Genomic DNA, 24,076 nt, shown 5'->3' with positions numbered 1-24,076 from the left:
TATAAAAGTAAATCTTTCATACGGCGCACAAAAGGTGTCTTCTTTCTTGTTCAAACTATGAAAAATTATTTCATTTGTCCTTTTACTTCGTCAGCAAAGTTTTCTTCACGTTTTTCCATACCTTCGCCTACTTCATAACGTACGAAGTCAACTAGTTTTCCACCTTTTGATTTCAAGAAAGCTTCAACTGTTTGGTCAGGATCTTTAACAAAGTTTTGGTCAACTGCACAAATTTCTTGTAAATATTTACGTAAACGGCCTTCAACCATTTTTTCAACAATTTTTTCTGGTTTACCTTCGTTTAATGCTTGTTGTTTTAAAACTTCTTTTTCATGAGCGATTTCATCTTCGTTAACTTGTTCTGATGAAACGTATTTAGGATTGATTGCAGCAATATGCATTGCAACATCTTTAGCAGCATCGCCATCCGTTGTACCTTCAACAACTGTTAACACACCGATACGGCCACCCATGTGTAAATAAGAACCAAATGCATCATTGTCAGATTTTGTTCTCACAGCAAAACGACGGATACTTAATTTTTCACCGATTGTAGAGATTGCTTCTTTCATACGTTGGTCAACACTTTTACCGTCAGCTAATTCTGTTTCCAATAAAGCATCTACAGTTTCAACTTTAGTATCTAAAATTTGAATAGCAATTTCTTTGACTAACTCTTGGAAACCTTCGTTACGTGCTACGAAGTCAGTTTCAGAATTAATTTCTACAATTGCTGCTTCATTACCTCTTTCTTCAACGTGTACTAAACCTTCTGCCGCAATACGGTCAGCTTTTTTAGCTGCTTTTGCAATACCTTTTTCACGTAGGAAATCAATTGCTTTATCGATGTCACCGTCAGTTTCTGTTAACGCTTTTTTACAGTCCATCATGCCAGCGCCAGTTTTTTCACGTAATTCTTTTACAAGTTTAGCTGAAATTGCCATTTCGTATTCCTCCATTATTTAATAAATTTTATTATATTTATTTTAAAAAAAGGTGATAAGCTTAAATATCTTATCACCCATTTTACATTATTCTTAGTTTGATTCAACAGAAGTGTTTTCTTCAGTTGTTTCTGCTTCAGTAGCTTCTTCTTTTGATTCATTCAAATCAATATTTTGTTCTGCAGCTACTTCTTCATTTGATACACCTTGTTGACCTTCTAAGATTGCATCTGCCATTTTACCAGTTAATAATTTAACGGCACGGATAGCATCATCGTTTGCAGGGATAACATAATCGATTTCATCTGGATCACAGTTAGTATCCACAATACCAACGATTGGGATGTGTAATTTACGTGCTTCAGCAATTGCGTTGCGCTCTTTACGAGGGTCAACTACAAATAATGCTTGAGGCATAGATTTCATATCACGAATTCCGCCTAAGAATTTAATTAAACGGTCATATTCTTTTCTAAGTTCTACAACTTCTTTTTTAGGTAATACTTCGAATAAGCCATCTTCTTCCATTTTTTCAATTTCAGAAATACGATTAATACGTTTTGAAATTGTTTTATAGTTAGTTAAAATTCCACCTAACCATCTTTGGTTAACGTAGAATTGACCTGCACGTTCTGCTTCAGCTTTAACTGATTCTTGTGCTTGTTTTTTCGTACCAACGAATAAAACTTTTCCGCCATCTTCTGAAATTTGTTTCATGAAGTTGTACGCTTCTTCAACTTTTTTCACTGTTTTTTGTAAGTCGATAATATAGATACCATTTCTTTCAGTGAAAATGTATCTTTTCATTTTTGGGTTCCAACGGCGTGTTTGGTGACCGAAGTGAACGCCTGCTTCTAGTAATTGTTTCATTGAAATTACTGCCATAATTAAAATCCTCCTACTGGTTTTTTACCTCCACAAAAAGCTCATATAAACACGATAATTTAATATCGCACCCTTTATACTTCTGCTTTTCGTGTGCGTATTGGCTTTATAGCCGTGAATAAATATATCATACCTATACGTATAAAGCAATAGTTCAGTTTACAATTTCTCATTAATAAGTGGCTGAGCGGTTAGTTTATGTCTCAGCCACTTATTATGTTATGAATGAATGTCAAATAGGCCTGATATGATGCTTACTCAACTCTTTGGGGGTAATTTTTAAAGACATCCTTTCTCGAAAAACTGACCCAAAAATGTCTCTTATACATAAACTTGGTTCATATCGCTTTTCAAGGAGCAAATTCAACATAAGCTTTGTCCCGAGCGCTCGCTTTGTGATGAATTATTTAATTCTTTCTAATTCATCTAAGAATTTTTCTTTTTTAACTTTAATGAATGTTCCTTTCATGCCTAATGAACGGGATTCAATAACGCCTGCACTTTCTAATTTACGCAAAGCATTTACAATAACAGAACGTGTAATCCCTACTCTGTCTGCTACTTTTGAAGCAATCAATAAACCTTCTTTACCGCCTAATTCTTCAAAAATGTGTTCAATTGCTTCGCTTTCTGAATAGGATAGTGAATTAATCGCCATATTTATTGCTGCTTTATCTCGCGCTTCTTGCTCAACTTCATTGTGTTTTTCACGTAATATTTCCATACCGATAACTGTAGCAGCGTATTCACCTAACACTAAGTCATTTTCAGAAAAATCATCTTGTACACGCCCAAGCACTAATGTCCCCAATCTTTCTCCACCACCTAATATTGGAAAGATTGTTGATTTACTATCTTTAAACACGTCTTTATTTTCAGGTGGGAATACTGATAAATCACTTTCTATGCCAATGTTAGATTGCGTTTCTTTTACATCCATCAATTTATCTGTATATTCAACAGGTATATGTCGGTTTTCTAACATTTGAATAATACGTTCATTTTTTAGAAGTTCATTTAAACTTGATCCTAAAATTTTCCCTTTTCTTGATACGATAAAAACATTCGTTACCGTTACGCTACTTATCGTTTGTGCTACGTCTTTAAAATCTACAGCAATACCTTTATGTTTTTGCAAAAGTGTATTTAATTCTCTAGTTTTCGATAATAAGCTCATATTCCTACTCCTTTTTATTTATATTATAAAATAAACGCACTTAAATCTTTGTTCGTTGAAATTGATTTCAACTTATCATCAACGTATTGAGGCGTGATATCAACTACTGCATGTGGCATACTTGGTGCTTCAAATGATAAATCTTCTAACATTTTTTCAAGTATTGTATGCAACCTACGTGCACCAATATTATCAGTATCTTGGTTAACTTGGAATGCAATTTCTGCTAAACGTTTAATTGCATCTTCTGTGAAATTAACCGTAACCTGTTCAGTTTGGAGCAATGCTTCATACTGTTTAACCAGTGATAGTTTAGGCTCTGTAAGGATTCTTACAAAGTCTTCTACAGAAAGACTTTCTAATTCAACACGAATTGGGAAACGGCCCTGTAATTCTGGAATTAAATCACTTGGTTTTGAGACATGGAAAGCCCCTGCACCAATGAATAGCATATGTTCAGTATTAACAGTACCATATTTAGTTTGGACCATGCTACCTTCAAGTATAGGTAAAATGTCTCTCTGTACACCTTGACGCGAAACATCTTGGCCTGAACTTTGATTATTAGTTGCGACTTTATCTATTTCGTCAATAAAGATAATTCCCATTTGTTCAGCTAATTCGATTGCTTCTTGGTTAGCAGTTTCTTGGTCGATAAGTTCATCCGCATATTCATCTGTCAATATATTACGTGCTGTTTTAACTGGAACTTCTCTTTCAACTTTTTTCTTAGGCATTAATTGGTTCATCATATCTTGCATTTGTTGATTTTGATTTGTTCCTAGCATACCTAAAGCGCCAGGGTCTTGTTCAACTTTTAATCTAACTTTCTCTTCTTCAAGCTCGCCATTTAATAATTGTTGTTTAATCTCAGAACGTTTTGTCTTGATTTCTTCAGTTGGAGTTTCTTCTTCTTCTTCATTATTTTGACCGAAATTGGGTATTGCTCCGCCAAAAAGAGATTCTAATGGATTACTACCATTGCTATTATTAGCCTTTTTCTTCATACTGGGAACTAAAAGTTTTACTAATTTTTCATTTGCTTTGGTTCTTGCTTCGTCTTTAACTAAAGCTTTTTTCTGATCTTTAACTAATCTGATAGCGATGTCAACTAAATCTCGAACCATGCTTTCCACATCACGGCCGACGTATCCTACTTCTGTAAACTTCGTGGCTTCAACTTTAATAAAAGGTGCGCCAACAACTTTAGCCATTCGTCTCGCAATCTCTGTTTTACCTACACCCGTTGGACCAATCATCAATATATTTTTAGGTGCAATTTCTTGTTTTGCTTCGTCTGACAATAAGCTTCGTCTATATCGATTTCTTAATGCTACTGCCACTTTGCGTTTTGCATCATCTTGACCGACAATGTATTCGTTAAGTTTTGAAACGATATCTTTTGGCGTTAATTTAATACCATTCGACTCCATAAGAAAAAAATACCTCCGTAACTATGAATTTCTCATTTTAAATTCCGTTATTTATTATACAATAATATTGTTGTTTACGCTCTTTTCTGCTTTATCACTTTTTACTTCAAAAATATTTTATTTAAAGTTCTTCCACGACAATTTGGTCATTAGTAAATACACATATGTCTGACGCAACTTTTAAACTTTCATAAGCCATTTCGCGTGCACTTAAATCAGTCGCGTGACGTTTTAATGCTCTACCAGCACTCAATGCGTAGTTACCGCCTGAACCAATTGCAATTAAATCATCATCTGGCGCAATAACTTCTCCAGTTCCACTAACAACAAGTATGGATTCTTTATCCATAACAATAAGCATCGCTTCTAGTTGTCTTAATTGCTTGTCGCCTCTCCATTCTTGTGCTAATTCAACTGCAGCTCTTTCTAAATTGCCGCTAAATTGTTGTAATTTTGTTTCGAATTTTTCAAATAATGTAAACGCGTCTGCAACACTACCTGCAAAGCCGGCTAATACTTTATCATTATATAAACGTCGCACTTTTCTAGCAGTTTGTTTCATAATTACTTGTTCTCCAAGTGTAACTTGACCATCACCAGCCATTGCTGAATGACCGTTATGTTGGACTGCAAAGATGGTCGTAGCATGAATAGATGTACTCATATACTAATTCTCCTTTTTTGCACGAGGATGTGCATTTAAATATACTTTTTTCAACTGTTCATTAGTAACATGTGTATAACGACCTGTAGTCGATAAATTAACATGACCTAATAATGATTGCACGGTACGTAAATCCGCGCCTTGATTGAGCATATGTGTTGCAAATGTGTGTCTTAATTTATGTGGATGTATATCAGTCACGCCTGCTGTCCGTTTCACTACATCGTTCAACACATAACGAACGCCACGCTCAGTAATTGGCGCACCGTTCATATTGACTAGCAAATAATCGTGCTCATTCCCTTTTTTCGGGCTAAATGATTCTAAATAATGTTCAATACTTTGCTTACAAAACTCTCCAAATGGGATAAAACGTTCTTTGCCACCTTTACCTAAAACCTTAACACCTGGCAAGTTCATATCCAAATCTTGTTCTTTTATATTAACTAACTCTGAAACTCTAATGCCAGTTGCATATAAAAGTTCCAAAATCACACGATCTCTCAAACCTTTTTTTAGGTCTTTTTCTACTGTATGAAATAATGCTTCCATTTCTTCTTCATAGAAAAAATGTGGTAAATATTGTTCTTTCTTAGGATGTACTAATTGTATAAATGGATTTATGACGTTTTCGTCTTGAACCATCCAGTATTCGTAAAAACTTCTCAGCGTAGAAATTTTACGAGAAACTGATGTTCTTTTCAAGTTTTTTGAATATAAATAACTCAAGTAGTTTCTGGCATCTTTATATTCAAATGTTTTTAAGCTTAAATATTCTTGGTTTAAAAAGTCATTAAATTGCTCTAAATCATCATAGTATGATTTCAAAGTATGCTCTGAAAATTGACGTTCTACTTTAAGCATGTATAGATATGCTTGCTGGATTTCTTCCAATAAAAACCCCTCCATCAACATAAATTGTAGCATATCGATAGAGGGAACTGCGAAACATAACTATTAAATTGAGGAAAACTTTCTTAATTTTCTGAAACAACATAGATTAGTTATAAATTCTACAATGTTTGTTTATAATTATCTAAATATGTTAATGCTCTGTGAGCAAGTTGTTCATAACGGGCTTTTTTATCTTTAATTTTTTCGTCTAAAGATGGTAATAAACCAAAATTAGCATTCATTGGCTGGAAGTTTTTTTCGTTTTTCGCATGTGAAATATAATAAGCCATGCTGCCTAGCATCGTTTCTCTAGGAAAAATAACTTTCCCTTTATTTTCGATTTTATGAGCGACATTGATACCAGCGATTAAACCACTTGCAGCACTTTCTACGTAGCCTTCTACGCCAGTCATTTGACCAGCGAAATGAAGTTTTTCTCTTCCTTTTAATTCATAAGTTTCAGTTAAAACGTCTGGAGAATTGATAAAAGTATTTCTATGCATGACACCATATCTAACAATTTCAACATTTTCTAAGCCTGGGATTAGTTTGAGCACTTCTTTTTGAGCACCCCACTTCAAATGCGTTTGGAAACCTACTAAGTTATACAATGTTCCTGCTGCATCATCTTGCCGTAACTGCACAATTGCATACGGAAGTTCTCCAGTTCTAGGATTTTCCAACCCTACTGGTTTCATAGGTCCGAATAACAATGTTTTGCGCCCACGTGCTACCATAACTTCAAAAGGCACACACCCTTCAAAATATTTTTCTTTTTCGAACTCATTTACTGGCGCTACTTCAGCTTCTAGCAATGCATCGTAGAATCGATTAAATTCATCTTCAGTCATTGGACAATTCAAATAAGCAGCTTCACCTTTATCATAACGAGATTTTAAATAAACTTTATCCATATCAATACTATCTTTTTCAACTATAGGCGCTGCTGCATCATAAAAGTATAATTGGTCTTTACCAGTAACTTCTACAATTTCAGTCGCTAGTTGGTTAGTTGTTAATGGTCCAGTTGCAATAATAGTATAACCCTCTGGTATACTGTTTATTTCTTCATTGATTACAGTTATGTTAGGATGCTTTTTTAATGTGTCAGTAATGTAACCAGCAAAATCGTGTCGATCAACAGCTAACGCACCACCGGCTGGAACACGTGCTTTATCAGCTGCAGTAATGATGAGTGAACCCATGCGCCTCATTTCTTCTTTCAATACACCAACAGCATTAGTCAATGCGTTACCACGTAATGAATTAGAGCAGACTAGTTCGGCAAATTTATCTGTATGATGTGCTGGCGTTTGCTTCACCGGTCTCATTTCAATTAAATTCACCTTTATACCTCTTTGAGCTAATTGGTATGCCGCTTCTGAACCAGCTAGACCAGCCCCTATAACATTGACAATTTGAGACATTTATTTTCCCCCTATACACAAAAATAGCAACTACGATTTTTTATTATAATATTAATAACATACATCTACGTTATAAAATATGAATCGTAAGTTGCTAATAACTATTAAAAAATGAAATTGTTACACTTTTCTAATAATCAATTTATATATAATTGTTATTTTTGCTCTTCTTCTTTGTAATCACAATTTGAGCAAATAACCTGACTTTTACGCCCTTGTTTTTTTTCAACTAAGTAATGCTTACATTTTGGACAGTCACGGCCGATTGGTTTATCCCAAGTTACAAAGTCACATTCTGGATATTTAGAGCATCCGTAAAAAATACGATTCTTTTTAGATTTTCGTTCAACAACGTCGCCTTCTTTACATTTTGGGCATGTTACTCCGATTGTTTTAACGATAGCTTTTGTATTTCTACAATCAGGGAAATTGGAACATGCCATAAATTTTCCATATCGACCCATTTTTATAACCATAGGTGCACCACAAACTTCACAATCTTCACCGGCAGGTTCATCTTTAATTTCAATTTTTTCCATTTCTTCTTCTGCACGCTCTACATCTTGCTTAAAGCTGCTATAAAAATCAGAAATAACTTTCTTCCAAGCAATTTCTCCTTCGGCCACTTTATCTAATAGCGTTTCCATATTAACTGTAAAGTCTACATCGATAATTTCAGGGAAATATTCTTTAACTTGCTCATGTACAATTTCACCTAACTCAGTTGGTACAAAGCGTTTGCTTTCATTCTTAACATAATTTCTTTTTTGAATTGTATCAATAGTTGGTGCATAAGTAGATGGGCGACCGATTTTCATTTCTTCTAACGTTTTTACGAGTCTTGCTTCCGTATAACGTGGTGGGGGTTGAGTAAAATGTTGTGAAGGTTCAATTTGAGTTGCAGTTACCATTTCACCTTCATCGATATTAGGTAATTTATTTTCTTTACCTTCATCACTGTCATCTTTTGTCTCAACGTATAAAGTCATAAATCCTTTGAATTTAATTGTTTGGCCATTTGCACGGAATTTTAAATCGTTCTGTGTTAAATCTAATGCTACTGTGTCTAAAATAGCTGGAGCCATTTGACTTGCAACGAATCGCTCCCAAATAAGTTTATATAGTCTATGTTGATCTCTAGTCAAGTAACTTTTCATTTCATTAGGTGTACGTAAAGTACTTGATGGTCTAATAGCTTCGTGAGCATCTTGATCTCCTTGACCTTTGGCCTTGCGATTCGAAGTATAATTATCACCATAAGTTTCTTTAATATAATCCTTTGCTTCATTCTTAGCTTGATCAGAAATTCTTGTAGAATCCGTACGCATATATGTGATTAAACCAACCGTACCTTGTTTCTTCAAGTCAATACCTTCATACAGTTGTTGTGCAAGCATCATTGTTTTACGCGCTTTAAAGTTTAATTTTCTCGCCGCTTCTTGTTGCAGCGTCGAGGTCGTAAAAGGATTAGCAGGATAACGCGTCTTTTCTTTTTTAGTTACTTTCGTTACTTCAAATTGATCTCCATCTAACTGGGACGTTATTGTTTCAACATCGTTTTTGTTTGTTAATTTGTATGGTTTATTTTTGTAATGAAGGAATTTAGCATTGAATTTTGATTTTTTGTATCTAAATTCGCCCTCAATTTTCCAATATTCTTCTGGTTTGAAATTTCTAATTTCATTTTCTCTATCTATCACTAATCTCAAAGCGACTGATTGTACGCGACCAGCAGAAAGACCTTTTTTTACTTTTTTCCATAAAACAGGAGAAATATTATATCCAACTAAACGGTCTAATATTCTTCTTGCTTGTTGAGCATCAACAAGTTCCATCTCAATGCCTCTTGGATGTTTAAAACTTTCTTTCACAGCATCCTTTGTTATTTCATTAAATACTACTCTATTTTCAGTTGAATCTTCTAAGTCTAATATGTTTGCCAAATGCCAAGCAATTGCCTCACCTTCACGGTCAGGGTCACTTGCTAAGAATATTTTTTTAGCTTTCTTAGCATGTTTTTTTAATTCTTTAACAACAGGACCTTTGCCGCGTATAGTAATATATTTGGGTTCATAGTCATTTTCTACATCTACGCCCATTTGGCTTCTCGGCAAATCTCTTACATGCCCCATAGATGCGATAACTTTATATTTTTTACCTAAATATTTTTCAATGGTTTTAGCTTTTGCAGGCGATTCAACTATGACTAAATTTTCTGCCAAAGTAGTTACCCCCTTGCATTTCTAATTACAAAGATAAATGATAAACGGTCTATTTTGTTTTTGTCAATGTTTTTAATTTTAAATTTATTTAATCACAGGAATAATTAGGTTTAAAATTAAGAAAAGTCATCGTTTATTCACATGTTATCACTGGCTGTAAATTTGAGCTTTAACGCATGCAAATAACCACAGAGAATTAATGATAATCTTCTATGATATCTTTTGCAGATATTACGATTTTGGCGCCTTCTTGCGCACTAATTAAATTACCCATTGTCATTTTATTAAATATTGACCCTGGTAAAACATACACTTCTCTATTTTGATCTAATGCACAATTTGTTGTTATAGATGTTCCACTATTGATTGTCGATTCTGTAATTAAAACACCTTTTGATAGACCACTAATAATTCTATTTCTTTCTGGAAAGTGATGTTTGAGTGGTTTTTGATATGGTAAGTATTCGCTAACGACTAATCCTTTTTGCTCCAGTTGCTTTCTGATAACGTATGTTGTCTTAGGATAATGGTTTAAGTGTCCAAATCCTAAAACTGCTATTGCAGGCATATGGTGCGCTAAAGCGTGTTGATGTGCTAATTTATCTGCGCCTTCTGCCAAGCCAGAAACAATTGTTAAATTTCTCTTTTTAAATGAAGGAAAAAGAATCCTTAAGGCCTCGTTTGTATAACTTGTAGCTTGCCTAGAACCAACAACCGCAAGACTTTGTGCATTTTGTGCCAATGATAGGTTTCCTTTATAAAAAAGTATAAGGGGAGGCTCAAATATTTCACGGAGTAAATTTGGATACGCAGTGTTTTTGATTCCGATGAATTTTACTTCCCACCTATCTAATTGTAATAAAATAGATTCGATATCATGCTTAATAAAATTATCATATATACTCATTTTTTTCGTTGATTTAATTTTAGTTAAATACGATTTCAACTTATACTGCTGTTCTCTCTTATTATAAGAGCCAAAATCACATTCATAATTAAATAATTGATGTATTTGTCTCGTTGTCATTCCTGCAAAGCGTAACTTTAAGTATAGATGATTAATGTCCATTTATCGCTCTCCTTTATAACCTTATTATAAAGTAAAACGGCATAAAAACGGGTTACAAATTAGATTCATTTAAACAAGAAATGTAATCTATTTTTAAGAAGTAATTTTATAATTAATCAAAACCATAACCCAAATGCCCAAATCAATCAATAAAATAGACCTATCCAAAATTAATTTCAGCTACAACGCATGCTGAATTATTTTTGGATAGGCCTATGTATTTTTCACACGTAAAAATAGGGTGAACAACCCCACTTGAAATAGCACAAACTCCAACATATGTTGGAATTTGTGCTGGTTTTAATTTGGTGCATTCATTATTACTGTTTGACAGTAAGTAACTGTTCATATATGCCTACTTCTTTAGCAGCTTCGATTAATGTTGTGCCAATTTCAGATGGTGTATCTGCAGTTTTCACGCCACAACTATTAAGCGTTTTGATTTTTTCTTCTGCAGTTCCTTTACCGCCTGAGACAATAGCACCTGCGTGGCCCATACGTTTTCCTGGAGGTGCAGTTTGACCACCTACGAAACCTACAACTGGTTTGTCCATATTATCTTTAATCCATTCAGCAGCTTCTTCTTCTGCTGTGCCACCAATTTCACCAATCATTACAACTGCTTTTGTTTCATCGTCTTCATTAAATTGCTTTAATACATCAATAAAATTCGTACCATTGACCGGGTCTCCGCCAATACCCACTGCTGTTGTTTGACCAATGCCTTCTTCTGTCAATTGGTGTACTGCTTCATAAGTCAATGTACCTGAGCGTGAAACTACGCCCACATGACCTTTTTTATGAATATAACCTGGCATGATACCAATTTTACATTCATCAGCAGTAATAACACCTGGACAGTTCGGCCCAATAACACGTGTTTTCTTACCTTCTGAATAACGTTTTACCTTAACCATATCAATTACTGGAATATGTTCAGTAATACAAATCGCTAAGTCTAATTCAGCTTCTATACATTCTAAAATAGCATCTGCTGCAAATGGCGCAGGTACATAGATTACCGAAACCGTTGCACCAGTTTCTTGTTTAGCTTCTTCAACTGTATTAAAAACAGGCACGCCTTCTACTACCTGTCCGCCTTTACCTGGAGTTACCCCTGCAACAATTTGTGTACCATATTCAAGCATTTGTTTTGTATGGAAAAGTGCAGTAGATCCTGTGATACCTTGTACAATTACTTTTGTATTTTTATCTATCATTACGCTCATCTTAGCGTTCCCATCCTTTCCTTACGCTTCTTTTACAAGTTTTACGATTTTTTGTGCGCCTTCTGCCATTGTTGCAGCTGGTTCAATTGCTAATCCAGATTCTTTAAGGATTTCTTTACCTCTTTCAACATTTGTACCTTCTAAACGTACAACAAGTGGTAGTGTAAGTTCTACTTCTTTAACTGCAGCAACAATGCCTTCTGCGATAATGTCACATTTCATTATGCCGCCGAAGATATTTACAAAGATACCTTTTACATTTTTATCTCCTAAGATGATTTTAAATGCTTCAGTAACTTTTTCTTTAGTTGCGCCGCCCCCTACGTCAAGGAAGTTCGCTGGGTTTCCACCAAAGTGGTTGATTGTATCCATCGTTGCCATTGCTAAACCAGCACCATTTACCATACAACCAATGTCACCATCTAAAGCAATGTATGATAAATCATACTTAGAAGCTTCAATTTCTTTTGGATCTTCTTCTTCTAAATCGCGTAATTCTTGGATATCTTTATGTTTGAATAATGCATTATCATCAAAATTAAGTTTTGCGTCTAACGCAAGTACTTGACCATCACCAGTTGTCACTAGTGGGTTAATTTCTACAATAGAACAATCTTTTTCTATAAATACATTATAAAGTGATACTAAAAATTTAGCTGCTTTATTGATGGATTCTTTAGGAATATTAATGTTGAAAGCAATTCTTCTTGCTTGATAAGGCGCTAAACCAACAACTGGATCAATCGTTTCTTTAAAGATTTTTTCAGGTGTCTCAGCAGCAACTTTTTCAATTTCAGTACCGCCTTCTTCTGAAGCCATCAATGTTACTCTGTCAGTTGCACGGTCAATTACAAATCCAACATAATATTCTTTTTGAATATCGCAGCCTTCTTCTATGTAAAGGCGTTTAATTTCTTTACCTTCTGGACCCGTTTGATGTGTCACTAAGGTTTTACCTAACAATTCCTTTGCATATGTTTCCACTTCAGAAAGTGATTTTGCAATTTTAACACCGCCTGCATTACCTCTACCCCCAGCGTGTATTTGTGCTTTTACAACATATACATTTGAATCTAATTCTTTTGCTTTTTCCACTGCTTCATCTGCAGTGAATGCTACGCGTCCTTCTGGGACAGCAACGCCCATTGAACGAAATATTGCTTTACCTTGATACTCGTGGATATTCATTCTCCATCCTCCTGTTTCTTAGGTTAAGTTCACCTTTAATTATAGGAAATGAAAGCGCTATTGTAAACTCATTTAAACTACTTATTTCAATTCTTTTAATTTTATGATTATTTATAAAGTGATTTAATTGGTTCAAAAGTTTTTCGGTGTTCATTTAAAATCCCATACTGCTTAATTCCATCTAAATGTTGTTGTGTTCCATATCCAACGTTTTTTTCAAAACCATATCCGGGGCTTTTTTGAGCAAGTTTAATCATGTAACGATCTCTATTCTCTTTAGCTAAAACACTTGCTGCAGCTATCGATACACTTTTAGCATCTCCTTTAATTAATGATGTCTGCGGTATATCAGTCTCTAATGTCATTGCATCAATAAGAAGATGCGTCGGTTTTACTGGTAGCCCGTCAATCGCCCGATTCATTGCTAATTTTGTAGCTTCATAAATATTAATTTGATCAATTTCTTCAACAGATGCATAACCAAAAGCATACGCGTACAAATCTTCTAGTAATTGACTTTCCAACATTTTACGTTTTTTTGATGAAAGTTGTTTTGAATCATTAAGACCGGTAAACTGATGACCGCTATTTAAAATAACGGCACATGCTACAACTGGCCCAGCAAGTGGTCCTCTACCAACTTCATCAATACCGCAAACAAAAGCATTGTTATCTTTTTCTAATATTTGTGTTTCATAATAAGACATTGCTTCATATTGCTTTACCAATTGTTGGGCTTTGTCTAATTGTTTAAGTCGAGTCGCTATCGCTTTTTGAACTCCTATACGTTTGTCCATAAAATATGCTTGTTGTTGAATTGCTTTAATAGACTGAAGTTGAGTTAAATGTGCTTTAATTTCTTTTATTGTCTGTTTCATATTCTAAGGTTACACATCCATTTCTTTAATTACATCAAATGTGTAAGTGCCAATTTTAGCGTTTCTAACTTCATGAATAATTAAATCAATTACCGCTTCGTAATCCACTTCGTTCCCACTACGTAATAATCCCCTACGACGTCCGATAGCATCGAACCATTCAATGTTTTCCGCTTCTATAGCAACATCAACTTTATAGTGGTTTTTAAGCCCTTCATAGTCGTGTTCCTTTAAGAATTCTAAACCATAGATGGCAACTTCATCTAAATGAACAATACTATCTTTAATTGCACCCGTAATACTTAATTTTTTTCCTACTAATTGGTCTTCAAATTTAGGCCATAAAATCCCCGGCGTATCTAACAACTGAAGTGAATTACCGATTTTAATCCATTGTTGTTGCTTTGTTACTCCAGGTGTATTACCTGTTTTAGCAATAGATTTATGCGCTAATTTATTAATTAATGTAGACTTGCCTACATTTGGGATGCCGACAATCATAGCTCTAATTGCACGTGGTTTTAAACCCTTTTTCTTTTCACGTTCAAATTTTTCTTGTGTCGCTTTAATAGCAGCTTGCTCTACTAATTTCAAACCTTTACCATGCTTAGCGTCGATTGCAACTGGGTAATACCCTTTACACTTGAAATATGATTCCCATTTTTCTAATTCTTTTAAATTTGCCATATCTTTTTTATTTAAGATCACAACTCTTGGTTTTTGCTGTATGACTTCATCAATCATTGGATTACGTGAACTATAAGGAATACGAGCATCTACAAGTTCAAATACAACATCTACTTTTTTTAATTGTTCAGCAACTTCGCGTTTTGCTTTTGCCATGTGGCCTGGATACCATTGGATTACCATTTGCTTCACCTTTCTTATACTGTATTTTCAATATTTTAAAATTTATTCCTCTATTATTTGACCTTAAAATGATAACATGTTGCTCGATTAAAGATAAATAAAAATTTTGCTTTACTTTACGATGATAATCACTATTTTACAGTATTTTTTTGTTGTAAGCTCTAATTAATTAAATCATTGTATCATTAGTACTGAATTTACATCTTCAACGCGTTGTAATGATTTAAATATATTTTTAAAATCACTATTATTTAATATAGATAAAATAATAGTAATTTTTATCAATCATTCAAAAAAATGGTTACAATAGAATTAAATTGACTTAAATTACAGGAGATTATTCATGAAAAGGATACTTATTTACATAATACTAAGCTTTATATTAGCAATCATTGGTCATGGATATGTTATTTACAGATTTATTAGTGATGGTATTTTATTTACTGGTCCTAATGATGGTATGGAGCAAATGGTACCTATTCAAATGTATTTATATGATAAATGGAGTCAAGGACAATGGTTTTACGCAACTGATTTCGGTTTAGGTGGAGATTTTTTCACTGACTTAAGTTATTATTTTTCAACAAATATCTTGTTTATATTAAACGTTTTATTTATCTTTGCGGTGGATTTATGCTTTCATTTAAATACACAAGATGTGATGTTTTGGATGACAAACGCAATTGTTATCTCAATCATTAAATCTAGTTTAGCTATGTTAGCAACATTTGGTTTTGTACGAAGAATAACTAATAATACAATTATTTCCTTACTGACTTCATACATTTTTGTCATATCACCTATTTATTTTAGGTTTACTGTATATTGGCCCTTTTTTAGTGATATTTTTATATTATTGCCTCTATTATTATGGTCTATTGAATTATATTTACAAAAAGGAAAAAAGGGTATATTTATTTTGATAGTAACCTTATCATTAATTAATAATTTTTATTTTGCTTATTATCAATTAGTAGTAGGTTTAATTTACTTTATAGCTAGATTGATTTTTAAACATAGACACGACATAATCCCTAGGTTCAAAGCCATATATACATTATCTACGGCTGCGCTATTGTCTCTTGGATGTAGCCTTTTCTTTTTTTATCATGGGATACAAGCTTATTTAAATAATAGACGTATACCTTTTGATGGAAACGTAGACGCCTTTGAACCATTTAATCAAAATACCAACTTGTTTTACGATAATTATTTAATTGTCATTTTATATATAGTGATACAAGCTTTGTTATCATTTAAGCTTTATAAACATTTTTATTTTAAACTTTTTGCTATTTTTATGATTATGTCCATAGGTGCTCATTTTTTACCATTTGTCGACCAGTTATTTAACGGGTTTTCTGCGCCTCAAAAAAGATGGCATTATTTAATTGCTTTTAATGCTGCAATGCTCATGGGGTTATACGCAAAATATTTTAGTACATTAACTATCAAAAACTACATATTTTCTTCAATAGTAAGTTTAGGTTTTGTTTTTGTCAGTGCATGGGTCTATGATACATATGTATCCTGGCTATGGTTTACACCGATTGTCAGTTTAGTTGGTTTATTAGTATTATGCGTCAAAGCGTCCATTTATCGTAATAAATTATCTTATTTTTACTATATTGCCATAATGATTCTTGCAACATTAGTAGCGGATGTTTTTATACGAAATCAAATTTATTTTGAAGATCACGTTGAACGTGCAAATAATGATTATGTTAATGCAAGTCTTTTTAATACGCCATTACAACATCAATTAGTATCTCAAATGAACTATTCTAAATCAGAAGACGAACGTATCGATTGGCGTGTTAATGAACAAGATAATACACCAATGTACCAATTTTTTAAAGGTACAAGTATATACTCAAGTATTTTTGACCATAACATTTTAGATTATTATTATGACGCGTTAAAAATCAATTTACAATCTGAATCTGTAAGCAGATATCAATCTACTAATGGTAGACAAAATATTAATAGTTTATTTTCAATTAAATATTTAATGTTAAAAGATTATCAAGATAACGTGCCTGCGTATTTTAAAAAAGTTGAAAGTAAAGGACAATACCAAATTTATGAAAATACTTTAAATTTACCTTCAGTCAAAGTAACCAACCATTTATATGATGCTCAAAAATTAAAGACGCCTATTGATAGAGAACATGCAATGTTAGATGGTGTCATTATCAATGATAAAGGGAAATCATACACTGATAATGCCAATAATCTTAAAAATAGTACTGATATATCATCCAAAAATATAGATTTTAGGGATAATAACCAGATTTATCTGCCTCAATCAAATGGCAGCATACAAATACACGTACCTAGTGATTTAAGAGAACGCTATACAGACTTTTATTTAACTTTGAAAATCAGACGCGGTCAACCCGATAGTAATTACACGATTAATATTAATAATTATGCCAATCAGCGTTTATATAATAATTCAACGTATAAAACTGGGGTCGAAACTCAATTATATAGGACGCAACCAGATGAAAATGGTAATATTAATATTACGCTTAGCCCAAATGGAAACTATCATTTTAAAATTCTAAGCCTTCATGGTGAAAACTATAATAAGCTTAAACGTGCGTTTAAGTTACAACAAAACAACCACTATAAAGATATTAAAAATGGCGTTAAGATGACATTAGCGCCGCATCAAAAAGGCATCGCGACGGTTAATATACCTTTTCGTGACAGTATGATAGCTTATGTAGATCATAAAAAGGTAAAACCTATAAAAGTCAATTATATGATGACAGGTATCCCTGTTTCAGAAAATGATAGCAACATAGTTATTAAATACCGCCCTAAATATTGGTTTACAATGATTACAATTTCAGCTATATGTATCGTAATAAGTGTTTTTTGGTGTTTAATCAAAAAATTTAAATTTAAATAAAGGAGTTTGTCTGAGATGAGGTATGACCATGTTTCATAGACTTTGGTCTCACAAATTAACAAGATTTTTATGTATTTTTTTAATGGGAATAGCAGTAGCATTATTAACTTTCACACCGCATATTTACCGCTATTTGACTCAGGGTATTGTCTTTAGCGGTAATGGCGATGGCTTTAGACAAATGATGCCTTTTCAAATGTATCTGTACGAACATGTTAGTCAATTCAAAAGTTTTTATGATCATTCTTTTGGTTTAGGTGGAGACTACATCAAAGATTTATCTTATTATTATGCGACCTCACCATTTGTGATGATAAACTTTTTATTTGTCTGGCTTACCGAGTCCGTATTTAACAGTAACCCTAGTAATATTACATATTGGGCAAGTAACCAATTAATTGTCGCTTTCTGTAAAGGCGTCGTTACTTTTATCCTAGCCTTTTATTTATTTAATTATATAAGACTTAAATATTACACATCTTTTTTAGGTGCAATGTTATACGCCGCATCAACAACCCTGGTTTATTTTAATTTTACTTGGTCGTATTATGGTGATTTATTTATATTTCTTCCACTATCCATATTAGCGATTGAAAGGTTCTATAAAGAAAAGAAAATAGGCTTGTTTATTTTTGCGATTGCCTTAACACTTTTTTCAAATTTTTACTTCAGTTATTATGAAGCTATCGTTATCTTTGCTTACTTTTTATATAGGTGTATATTCCCGCATGCTAAGGACATCGTTTCTAGAAAGCAACAACTATGGATGATTCCAACAGCCGTTTTATTGAGCACTTTAATTGGCATCTGGGGCTTTTATACAGGCGTTTCTTCTTTTTTAAATAATGATAGGGTGAGTAATCCTCATTTTGATTATGGCCTTATCACAGACTTTGCACGGCAAAAACATTTTTTTACAAATGGATTTTATATTACTGTTTCAATTATAGCAGTGGTTGCATTATTATCTTTTAAACTATACAAACATTACTATTATAGATTATTTGCGATTGCAACTTGGATCATGCTTCTGGGATCATTAACCCCGCTTTTCGATAGTATGTTCAACGGCTTTTCAACGCCAGAACGTCGTTGGGTTTATATTTTTGCACTTACCACAGCAGGCCTAATTGCATTATTTATTCAACATCTTTCAGAATTAACATTAAAATCATATATTTTAGCCTGTAGTCCTGTGTTGGTTATCATGTTGGTAATGCAATTCATCGTTAAAGAACAAGAAATGTCATGGATGCTGATATGTTTTATCCTAATGATACTTATTAGCGTTTTGCTTTATAAAAAATCTTTATTCAAATCAAAATGGCCGTATGTTGCCATTATATCGTTATTCATTATTCAACAAAGTTTTATTTTAGCAAATAATTATGTTAATAATATTCAAAAATACGAATCAACTATTTCTTCAATGCATGACTCAAAATATAAAAGCCCAGCGTTAGCAAAAAAAATAGAATCTATCAAAAAAGGTCATGATAATCCTCTCAGTAGAATTGATTATATGTCACAATATGGGTTGAATTCACCCATGCTTTATCATTTCAACGGTATCGTATTGTACTCTAGTATTTTTGATGGAGATATTTTAAATTATTATGATAAAACGTTACAAATCAATATGCATACAGATAAAAATAGTACATATCGCTTACTTTCCAATAGAGTGAACTTAATGGCACTTTGGGACGTAAATGACCGTATTCGTCGTCCAAAAGACATGAATATGCCTTATGGTTTCTCTAAACAAGATATTATCAAGCATTCTGATGAAGCATCATTTCTTCATTCAGTTAATAAAATCGACTATCCTAGTGCACATATAACTAAAAAAGTGTTTAACAAAAACGATCTCGACTCTCCTTTAGATAGAGAACAAGCTATGTTACAAGGTGTGGTATTTGAAAACAATAACAAAGCCACTATTAACCAAAATTTTACGCCAAACAAAAATTTATTAAACCAAGCTTCATCTAAATTGATTAACGCGCAGTATATCCAAAACAACAAACTAAATGTAACCAAAGACCAAGGTGGCATCAAATATCAACTACCCTCCTCTATAGCAAATCAATATAAGGATTTATATGTAGAAATGGATGTTGAATTGCTAACACCAGATAAAGCACATGATGTGGGCGTGAATGAGTACAATCAACAGCGAAACAAATTAACATATAAATACCGACGTTTCGTTACTCCCATTACAATGCGTGTTAAATCAACTGAGGATTTAAATATCAAATTATCTAAAGGTACTTATCGATTTAATATTAAAGGCATTTACGGTGAAAATTACAATACTTTAAACCAAGCACGTAAACAATTAAATTCTGTGAAAGTTTCACAAAACGCAAGCGGTTATAAGGTTGAAAAAAATAAAAATGACGAAGGTTATCTCGTATTACCAATGGCTTATAGAGATGGCATGAAGGCATATACAGATAATGGAAAAGATTTACCTGTTAAGCAAGGAAATGGAATTATGACTGTGATTCCAGTAGAACAGGGACATGAGACGATCAATCTTAAATATACGCCCCCTCATACATGGAAATTGATTATTATAAGTATTATTGGCATCATCTTAAGTTTCATATTTACAAAATGGCTTAACCCTCAAAAACAAAATAATTAATATAAAAAAGAAGCGATTCCTTTTAGGAATCGCTTCTTTTTTATAACTTTTATACTGATTAACGAATTTCTTTAATTCTAGCAGCTTTACCACGTAATTCACGTAAGTAGTATAATTTAGCACGACGTACTTTACCGCGACGTTTAACTTCGATTTTTTCAATTTTTGGAGTGTGTAATGGGAATGTACGTTCCACACCAACACCTGAAGAAATCTTACGTACTGTGAAAGTTTCTGAAATGCCTCCACCACGACGTTTGATAACTACACCTTCGAATACTTGGATACGTTCGCGTGTACCTTCAATAATACGTACGTGAACTCTTAAAGTGTCACCTGGACGGAATGAAGGTAAGTCTGTGCGTAATTGTGATTGTGTTACTGCTTCAATTAATTTGTGATTGCTCATTATTTTTTCTCTCCTTCAACCTATGTTCTTGCCTAGACAAATATATAGCAGCGGATCATAGTGATTTTCGTGTGTCGCACACTTAAATTATGTTAGCACATTGTCATTCATTTTTCAATTGCTTTTTATATCTTTCTATAATATCTTTATCTTTGTCTGTAAGTGGGTAATCTGCTAATAAATCTGGACGCTTTTCCCAAGTACGTATAATTTTTTGTTCATGACGCCATTGATCAATATTGGCGTGATTGCCTGATAATAATACTTCCGGAACATCCAAGTTTTTGTATAAACGCGGTCTTGTATATTGTGGAAATTCTAATAGGCCATCTTGAAACGAATCGTCTTCATGGGACTGTTGATTTCCTAAAACACCTGGTATTAATCTGACTATAGCGTCAGTCATTACCATTGCTGGTAGTTCCCCACCTGTTAATACATAATCTCCCATAGAAATTTCATCTGTCACAAGATGCTCACGTATACGCTCATCATACCCCTCATAATGTCCACAAATAAAAACTAAATGCTCTGCTTGACTCAGTTCTTGCGCAATTGCTTGGTTAAATGGCCGCCCTTGCGGACACATTAATATCACACGTGTGCTTTCTGTTTTTTCAATACTATTCATGGCATTAAAGATAGGTTCAGGTTTCAGTACCATGCCTTGACCACCGCCAAACGGATAGTCGTCTACTTGATTATGTTTATTTTCAGCAAAATTTCTAAAATCTACAGTATTAACTTGTAACATCTCTTTATCTTGCGCTCTTTTTAAAATTGAGTGATTTAATACGCCTTCAAACATTTGCGGAAACAATGTTAAATAATCAATTTTCATTATTCTAACAACCCTTCCATAGGCGTAATGTCGATGCGTCTACCTTCCACATCTATACGTTTAACAACATCTTCTATATAAGGAATAAGGTATTCTTTATCGCCTTTGACGACCCACACGTCGTTAGCACCTGTCTCAAAGATTTCTATTACTCTACCAATTGGCGTTTCTTTATCATCGAACACAGTACACCCGATGATATCTGAATAATAATACTCATGTTCGCCTAATTCGATTTCTTCATGGTCACGTTCTTGTAAAAGTGTTTCACCTTTTAAATATTCAATATCATTAATGTTGTTGATACCTTCAAAAGTAAGCATATGTAATCCTTTATGCATACGATAAGACGCGATTTTTAATTCTAATGCCGTTCCATTTTGACGTTCTATCATGACAGATTCACCAGGTTGAAAGCGTATATCAGTAAAATCTGAATGGGATTTCACTTTTACTTCGCCTTTTATACCATGTGTGTTAATAATTTTACCAATTTCAACTTTCATATATGTTCCTCCGATAATATCCGTGTATCAATTATTTTGATAATTGATTTCATCTTTACTATAACTTAAATTATTATAACATGAAATATTTGTATTATTATAAATCATTATAGTTGCTATGATATTAAAATATCGTTTCTACATCGTCAATATGCTTTTTAGACTATTTCAGTGTGAAAATGAAACAGAATAGCAATCCGATTTTTTCTAAAGTTTCATGATACTATCCTGGAAATTAACTAGAAGGCATCACTTGGGTTAGACAGATTACATGAACTAAAGCACATGGATAAGTAGTGCTTTATCAAATACTGCCAATATAATATTTAAGGCTGAGACACTTTTTCATGCCCCAGCCTTTACAAATTTTATATTTGTGAATAATAACGACTATTTTTGATCGTCAAATTTTTTCAAGATACCTTCTCTTGATAAAATGTTGTGTACAGTGTCTGTTGGTTTAGCACCGTTTTTTAACCATTTTAATGCTAATGCTTCATCAATTTTAACTTCTGGAGCATTCACATTATTTGGGTTATATGTTCCAATTTGTTCGATGTTACGACCATCACGTGGCGCACGAGCATCTGCTGCTACGATACGATAGAATGGATTTCTTTTTGAACCTAAACGTGTTAAACGTAATTTAACTGCCATTTATATTCTCTCCTTTAATTTTCATAGTTTTTATTTTCTACAAGAAATAATAATAACAGTAATTAACTACTTTGTAAAGCGTTTCTTCTTTACCAATATATATTTTTCTAATCATAGTATCCCTACACTTAAACTTTACCGGGTTGAAACAATATTGACATCAGGCTTGAAAAGATATACATTGAAAACAAATGAAATCATGCACGCACTAGGGGTGTTTTTTAAACTGAGATGAGATTTACTCAAACCCTTTGAACCTGATCTAGCCAAGACTAGCGAAGGAAAGTGTTAGAAAATAACGATGATATTTTAATATCTATAATCTTTCATCTATATCTTTTTAATACACAACTTCCCTAGTGAAGATTGTGTATTTTTTATTTAATATATTATTTTAGGAGTGAAATAATGCGTAAAACAATTCTAGTAACTGGTAGCAGTAGGGGGTTAGGCGCAACGATTGCAAAAACTTTAGCTGCTCAAGGCCACAATGTGATTATCAATTATGTTCAGAACAAAACTTTGGCAAAGCAATTGGTAAATGAAATCGGAAATGACCTTGCGCTTGCAATACAAGCAGATATCACTGACAGAGCACAAGTTGATCAGTTAATTGCGACAGCATCCACTCACTTTGGAAAAATAGATGCGGTTGTGAACAATGCACTAGTAGGGTTTAAGTTTGACCCTACCTCTCAAAAATCGTTTAAAGATTTATCTTGGACGGATTACCAACAACAAATTGATGGTACATTAAAAGGCGCTTTTAATGTCACGCAAAGTGTTATTCAACAATTTATCCAAAACAAATCAGGAACCATCCTATCAATTGGAACAAATTTATATCAAAACCCGGTCGTCCCCTATCATGAATACACGACAGCCAAGGCAGGCTTAATCGGTTTCACAAGAAATATCGCTGCCGAATTAGGTCAATATGGCATCAATGCTAATGTAGTTTCTGGCGGCTTATTAAAATCTACAGACGCCAGTGCAGTAACATCAGATGCAGTATTTGATTTAATTGCACAGACTACCCCATTACGTAAAGTTACATCTCCACAAGACGTTGCAAATATGGTTGCTTATTTAGTTACAGACCAGGCCAAAGGTATAACTGGTCAAAACTTTACCATTGACGGTGGCTTAACAATGAATTAAAAATAATTGAGGAATGGAGGTCGAAGTAATCAATGACACATACACG

The 24,076-nt window shown here is 33.3% G+C and carries 20 protein-coding genes and 1 riboswitch; of the genes, 3 read left to right on the top strand and 17 right to left on the bottom strand.

Features of this window, described 5'->3' with window-relative positions; translation table 11 throughout:
* Positions 1-65: 65 nt before the first annotated feature.
* The 13 genes from tsf to ylqF all read right to left on the bottom strand — a co-directional run bounded on the left by tsf (position 66) and on the right by ylqF (position 14,880).
* Positions 66-944, bottom strand: coding sequence for a translation elongation factor Ts (gene tsf / locus KA894_RS11720; RefSeq protein ID WP_096810082.1), 879 nt, complete (start codon positions 942-944; stop codon positions 66-68).
* A gap of 93 nt (positions 945-1,037) precedes the next feature.
* On the bottom strand, positions 1,038-1,829 hold the full coding sequence (gene rpsB, locus KA894_RS11715) for a 30S ribosomal protein S2 (RefSeq protein WP_096810084.1): 792 nt from the start codon (positions 1,827-1,829) through the stop codon (positions 1,038-1,040).
* A gap of 403 nt (positions 1,830-2,232) precedes the next feature.
* A complete protein-coding gene (gene codY / locus KA894_RS11710) occupies positions 2,233-3,006 on the bottom strand; it encodes a GTP-sensing pleiotropic transcriptional regulator CodY (RefSeq protein ID WP_096810087.1) in 774 nt (257 codons plus the stop codon).
* A 23-nt stretch (positions 3,007-3,029) separates the two neighbouring features.
* Positions 3,030-4,439 carry an ATP-dependent protease ATPase subunit HslU gene (gene hslU, locus KA894_RS11705; protein ID WP_096810089.1) on the bottom strand — a complete coding sequence of 470 codons (1,410 nt, stop codon included), beginning with the start codon at positions 4,437-4,439 and terminating at the stop codon, positions 3,030-3,032.
* A gap of 121 nt (positions 4,440-4,560) precedes the next feature.
* Positions 4,561-5,103 (bottom strand): ATP-dependent protease subunit HslV, encoded by a 543-nt coding sequence (gene hslV / locus KA894_RS11700; protein ID WP_096810090.1) that lies wholly within the window; start codon positions 5,101-5,103, stop codon positions 4,561-4,563.
* A gap of 3 nt (positions 5,104-5,106) precedes the next feature.
* Complete coding sequence (gene xerC, locus KA894_RS11695) at positions 5,107-5,997, bottom strand: tyrosine recombinase XerC (RefSeq protein ID WP_096810092.1); 891 nt, start codon at positions 5,995-5,997, stop codon at positions 5,107-5,109.
* A gap of 119 nt (positions 5,998-6,116) precedes the next feature.
* Positions 6,117-7,424, bottom strand: coding sequence for an FADH(2)-oxidizing methylenetetrahydrofolate--tRNA-(uracil(54)-C(5))-methyltransferase TrmFO (gene trmFO / locus KA894_RS11690; protein WP_210133982.1), 1,308 nt, complete (start codon positions 7,422-7,424; stop codon positions 6,117-6,119).
* Between the two features lie 155 nt (positions 7,425-7,579).
* Positions 7,580-9,646, bottom strand: coding sequence for a type I DNA topoisomerase (gene topA / locus KA894_RS11685; protein ID WP_115342207.1), 2,067 nt, complete (start codon positions 9,644-9,646; stop codon positions 7,580-7,582).
* Positions 9,647-9,842: 196 nt separating this feature from the next.
* Positions 9,843-10,715 carry a DNA-processing protein DprA gene (gene dprA / locus KA894_RS11680; protein WP_119487906.1) on the bottom strand — a complete coding sequence of 291 codons (873 nt, stop codon included), beginning with the start codon at positions 10,713-10,715 and terminating at the stop codon, positions 9,843-9,845.
* A 320-nt stretch (positions 10,716-11,035) separates the two neighbouring features.
* Positions 11,036-11,944 (bottom strand): succinate--CoA ligase subunit alpha, encoded by a 909-nt coding sequence (sucD, locus tag KA894_RS11675; RefSeq protein ID WP_096810099.1) that lies wholly within the window; start codon positions 11,942-11,944, stop codon positions 11,036-11,038.
* A gap of 21 nt (positions 11,945-11,965) precedes the next feature.
* Positions 11,966-13,132, bottom strand: coding sequence for an ADP-forming succinate--CoA ligase subunit beta (gene sucC / locus KA894_RS11670; protein ID WP_096810101.1), 1,167 nt, complete (start codon positions 13,130-13,132; stop codon positions 11,966-11,968).
* Positions 13,133-13,239: 107 nt separating this feature from the next.
* On the bottom strand, positions 13,240-14,010 hold the full coding sequence (locus KA894_RS11665; protein WP_096810103.1) for a ribonuclease HII: 771 nt from the start codon (positions 14,008-14,010) through the stop codon (positions 13,240-13,242).
* A 9-nt stretch (positions 14,011-14,019) separates the two neighbouring features.
* Complete coding sequence (ylqF, locus tag KA894_RS11660) at positions 14,020-14,880, bottom strand: ribosome biogenesis GTPase YlqF (RefSeq protein ID WP_096810105.1); 861 nt, start codon at positions 14,878-14,880, stop codon at positions 14,020-14,022.
* 343 nt (positions 14,881-15,223) lie between these two features.
* Here ylqF and KA894_RS11655 point away from each other — a divergent pair, with 343 nt between their 5' ends.
* Positions 15,224-17,800: a YfhO family protein gene (locus tag KA894_RS11655; RefSeq protein ID WP_115342210.1), complete on the top strand. Its 2,577-nt coding sequence runs from the start codon at positions 15,224-15,226 to the stop codon at positions 17,798-17,800.
* Positions 17,801-17,828: 28 nt separating this feature from the next.
* Positions 17,829-20,456 carry a YfhO family protein gene (locus tag KA894_RS11650; RefSeq protein ID WP_210133980.1) on the top strand — a complete coding sequence of 876 codons (2,628 nt, stop codon included), beginning with the start codon at positions 17,829-17,831 and terminating at the stop codon, positions 20,454-20,456.
* 58 nt (positions 20,457-20,514) lie between these two features.
* Here the strand turns inward: KA894_RS11650 and rplS are convergent, their stop codons facing one another.
* The 4 genes from rplS to rpsP all read right to left on the bottom strand — a co-directional run bounded on the left by rplS (position 20,515) and on the right by rpsP (position 22,869).
* Complete coding sequence (gene rplS, locus KA894_RS11645) at positions 20,515-20,865, bottom strand: 50S ribosomal protein L19 (RefSeq protein ID WP_019468465.1); 351 nt, start codon at positions 20,863-20,865, stop codon at positions 20,515-20,517.
* Between the two features lie 103 nt (positions 20,866-20,968).
* Positions 20,969-21,706, bottom strand: coding sequence for a tRNA (guanosine(37)-N1)-methyltransferase TrmD (trmD, locus tag KA894_RS11640; protein ID WP_096810110.1), 738 nt, complete (start codon positions 21,704-21,706; stop codon positions 20,969-20,971).
* A complete protein-coding gene (gene rimM / locus KA894_RS11635; protein ID WP_096810112.1) occupies positions 21,706-22,212 on the bottom strand; it encodes a ribosome maturation factor RimM in 507 nt (168 codons plus the stop codon). The genes trmD and rimM overlap by 1 nt, the downstream gene beginning before the upstream one ends.
* A gap of 390 nt (positions 22,213-22,602) precedes the next feature.
* Positions 22,603-22,869: a 30S ribosomal protein S16 gene (gene rpsP, locus KA894_RS11630; RefSeq protein WP_096810115.1), complete on the bottom strand. Its 267-nt coding sequence runs from the start codon at positions 22,867-22,869 to the stop codon at positions 22,603-22,605.
* Between the two features lie 200 nt (positions 22,870-23,069).
* A riboswitch (TPP riboswitch) is annotated at positions 23,070-23,170 on the top strand.
* 107 nt (positions 23,171-23,277) lie between these two features.
* On the opposite strand from rpsP, the gene KA894_RS11625 reads away from it, so the two are divergent.
* Positions 23,278-24,030 (top strand): 3-oxoacyl-ACP reductase, encoded by a 753-nt coding sequence (locus tag KA894_RS11625; RefSeq protein WP_119488205.1) that lies wholly within the window; start codon positions 23,278-23,280, stop codon positions 24,028-24,030.
* Positions 24,031-24,076 lie beyond the last annotated feature (46 nt).

The organism is Staphylococcus sp. GDY8P131P, from assembly GCF_017891975.1.
GTDB lineage: Bacteria > Bacillota > Bacilli > Staphylococcales > Staphylococcaceae > Staphylococcus > Staphylococcus nepalensis.
The sequence above is the reverse complement of the archived record's forward strand: the minus strand, read 5'-3'. Positions and strand labels throughout refer to the sequence as shown.